At 33.5% G+C, this 3,531-nt stretch carries 2 protein-coding genes and 1 pseudogene; 2 read left to right on the top strand and 1 reads right to left on the bottom strand.

Going from position 1 to position 3,531, the window contains the following annotated elements; all coding sequences use genetic code 11:
- Together OZD64_RS06845 and OZD64_RS02500 are read left to right on the top strand one after the other, a co-directional pair.
- A pseudogene (locus OZD64_RS06845) lies at nucleotides 1-565 on the top strand (IS3 family transposase); the annotation flags it as partial.
- A gap of 173 nt (nucleotides 566-738) precedes the next feature.
- Nucleotides 739-2,070, top strand: a complete 1,332-nt coding sequence (locus OZD64_RS02500) for a DNA recombination protein RmuC (protein WP_274999239.1) — start codon at nucleotides 739-741, stop codon at nucleotides 2,068-2,070.
- A 41-nt stretch (nucleotides 2,071-2,111) separates the two neighbouring features.
- On the opposite strand, the gene OZD64_RS02495 is transcribed toward OZD64_RS02500, so the two are convergent.
- On the bottom strand, nucleotides 2,112-3,440 hold the full coding sequence (locus OZD64_RS02495) for an IS4-like element ISWen1 family transposase (RefSeq protein ID WP_274999201.1): 1,329 nt from the start codon (nucleotides 3,438-3,440) through the stop codon (nucleotides 2,112-2,114).
- Nucleotides 3,441-3,531: the final 91 nt, after the last annotated feature.

Here is a 3,531-nt window from a genome sequence, read left to right as displayed (position 1 = left end):
GCAGATATGGAGCCCCTAAAATTCACGCTGAATTAAAAGCTTTAGGCAAAAATTAAAACAGTACAAAGTGTTATGCAAGAAAATGGCATTAAAGCCAAGTTTAGACGAAGGTTCAAAAATAAAAAACAGCAAATAAGCAACCGAGTTGTGGCTCCGAACACATTGGATCAAAATTTTACTACTGATCAGCCAAATAAAGTTTGGGATTACCTACATAAAAACTAAAGAAGGTTGTTGGCGGCAATAATTGACCTATATTCACGCATGGTGGTTAATGAGTAACATGATAATTAGTTATAGATTCTTTATTGATGGCCGTTGATAAACGCAAACCCGATAAAAATCTGCTGTTACATAGCGATCAAGGGTCACAGTATACCTCTCAAAATTACCAATTTCTATTGAATACAAAAAACATCATTTCCAGCATGAGCCATAAGGGCTGTTGTTACGATAACTCTGTTGCAGAAAAGTTCACTTAAAAGGGAGCTGCTTATTGATACTTCTCGCTCAACAAACCAGAACTACCATATTTGAATACATAGAAATCTTTTATAACAAATAACGTAGACATTCTACTATTAACTATTGCATTCCTGCACAATTTATTCTCATGATAAAAACGTCTTAACTTTCTCTCTACTTTTTCTGGGTAAGGTCACCTCTTTAGGTGCTCCTTTTTTCTTTCTTATACACACAAAAATCATATAGAATTGTAAATACAGCTTTTTTATTCTGATGCTTTTCAATTCTATAGCTCTGGTTGTCTCTCTATTACTATTTTTCTACATTATCGTAAAAAAACTGAGCGAAAAGAAAGTAAACCTTGAGGGTAATTTATGTAAATTAGAGCAAGAACTTCAAGAAACAAAGCAAACTTTGCTTACGAAGAATGAAGAAATAGTTGATTTAAGGGTCAAAAAAGCAGAACTTGAAGTAACTCTGCAAAAAGAACGTGAGGAAAAGAAAAAGGAAATAGAATTACTAACAAAAGCAGAGGAGAGATTAACAAACACTTTTAAAGCGCTCTCTCTTGATGCTTTGCAGACAAATAACAATAATTTTCTGAACTTAGCAAAGGAAGTAATCGATAGTAAATTAAAAGAAACGGAAAGCGATTTCAAAAAAAGACAAGCAACGATCAACGAAGTTGTAACTCCAATAAAAGAAAAATTAGAAAAATTTGATAATGAAATACGCGAGCTGGAAAAAGAGAGGGTAGGGGCCTATGAAGGTTTAAAGGAGCAAATTGGAGCGCTGATGAACCAAACTTCCAGCCTTGCTAATGCCTTGAGAAAGCCTCACATCAGAGGAAAGTGGGGTGAAATGCAACTCAAAAGGGTGGTAGAAATGGCGGGAATGATTGAATATTGCGATTTTTTTACTCAGCCGTCAGTGGTTGATAAAAACGAGGATAATTTATTGCGTCCTGATTTAATAATCAAAATGCCATCTGGAAAGCAAATAATAATAGATGCTAAAGTGCCGCTTGATTCTTACATGGATGCTATATCACAAAATGATTTGCAAATACAAAAGGAGAAATTAAAGAATCATTCCCTGGCAATAAAAAAACACATAAATGATTTGGGTAAAAAAGAGTATTGGAATCAATTTGAAAATACGCCAGAACTTGTGGTGCTTTTCTTAACAGGGGAGGGGGTTTTTAGCGCAGCACTGGAATATGAGCCTGCTTTGATAGAGATTGGAGTGGAAAAAAAAGTGATCATTGCAACACCGATCACTCTAATTGCGTTGCTGAGAGCAATAGCGTATGGATGGAAGCAAGAGATGATAGCTGAAAACGCAAAGAAAATCAGTGAACTAGGTCATATTTTATATGAGCGCATTTGCACAATGGGTGAAAACTTTGATAATTTGCGCAGGAGCTTAAAAAGTGCTGTTGATCATTATAATAAAACTGCTGGCTCTCTTGAAGCAAGGGTGTTTCCTGCTGCTCGAGAATTCAATAAGCTTGGTATACATGCAAAAAATAAAAGTTTAAGTGCTGCAAAGGAATTAGAGTCTTTACCACGCAGTTTACATACTGAGGAGCTGAAAGTAGATTAGGCATCTTAACAGGGAATGTTCAAAAAAGCATACGCGTCAAGTTAAGAGATTGTAAGTAAATTCAGGGAAGTTAAGGTAGATACTCTAGTTTTTCTGTACTTGTCTTTTAATGAAAATCGAGACCAAGTTATGGTAAGCTTTTTAAGAAAAACTTTCAAACTATTAACTTTATTCTTTAGTGCTAAAAATAACTCTATAACCCGCTTTTTTAGCTCAATAAATGCCTTTGTTAAGCTAAGTTCTGTATTCTTTTTCACTTCTGTGCAACCAACTATGCCGTGAAATATAAGAATTGCGCACAATTTAGCATATAGTTCACATAATACTCTGCATGGCTTTCCTTTTAGCTTATCAAGTCTGATATGGCTTTTATACAATTTAAATAATAACTCAATTTGCCACCTTACTCTGTAAATCGTTAATACTTGCTCAGCACTAATTTTATTTTCTGGAACATTAGTTATAAATATTGACCAGTTCAACAATTTTTGATTTCTTTTAGAGGATGTATATCCCTGCGATCTTGCTAATCTATTAGCTTTCCTTCTTCTGGCCATAGACTGTTCTTCAGTTAGTTTCTGACATATAATTCTTACTCTAATTTTTGCTTCTTTTCCTAACAATACCTCGTTTTCTAAAAATAACTTATCCTCTAAACATTCTAATAACTCCATTTTTTGATTTGTTTCTACATCATATATGTTGGTATCGGATTTATAACGACTTATGAAATAAGCTCCTATTTCATTGATTTGTTTAAAAGAACTTGGCACAAAATAACCGAGATCAGATATTAGCAAATCATTGCTTAATATATTACTTAAATGTTTCCTATATCCCTGGTCTGATCTTACTCCCTCCGTTAAATTAAGTTGGTCTATTATCTGATTCATGTAGTCGAAAACTAATTGTAACTTTATTCCAGACTTAGTATTGCTTTCATAGCCACTGTAGCTAGTACCATAACCTTTATACATCTCTTCCATACTGTTAGGTAGAGTAATATAGCTACTGTCCAATAATTTAACACTATTAAATTGCTGTAAGATTTTGCAATCAACTTGCAAGATATTTTTGAAGAGAAGCACAGATTCATTATACATCCTTTTCATAAATTCCACTGCTTCTTCAGTAAATCTAAAATCCAAACCTTGTTTTGTTATATCTATCGAGTCCTCGTTTAGTAATTGACACATTGTTTCTACGCTACAATTATCAACCCCTATATTACCCAAGACCATGGCTTTTACGAACGATGAACCTTTTAGCTTTCTCTTTCTTTTTATAAACCTTGTTGTAATTGAGATTTTGTCTGCTTTTTCATTAAAAAATTCTTTGAGCTTTTTTGATAAGCTAGTTATTTTATTCATTGGTTCTCTCACTAAAAGTATTTCTGGGAGAACTTATACCTTATTATTCTATCTCTTTCATACCTTTATTTCCTTAACTTGACGCGTATGG

The sequence above is a fragment of the Wolbachia endosymbiont of Drosophila tristis genome, from assembly GCF_028981745.1.
Lineage (GTDB): Bacteria > Pseudomonadota > Alphaproteobacteria > Rickettsiales > Anaplasmataceae > Wolbachia > Wolbachia pipientis.
This window is presented reverse-complemented; position numbering and strand designations above follow the sequence as displayed.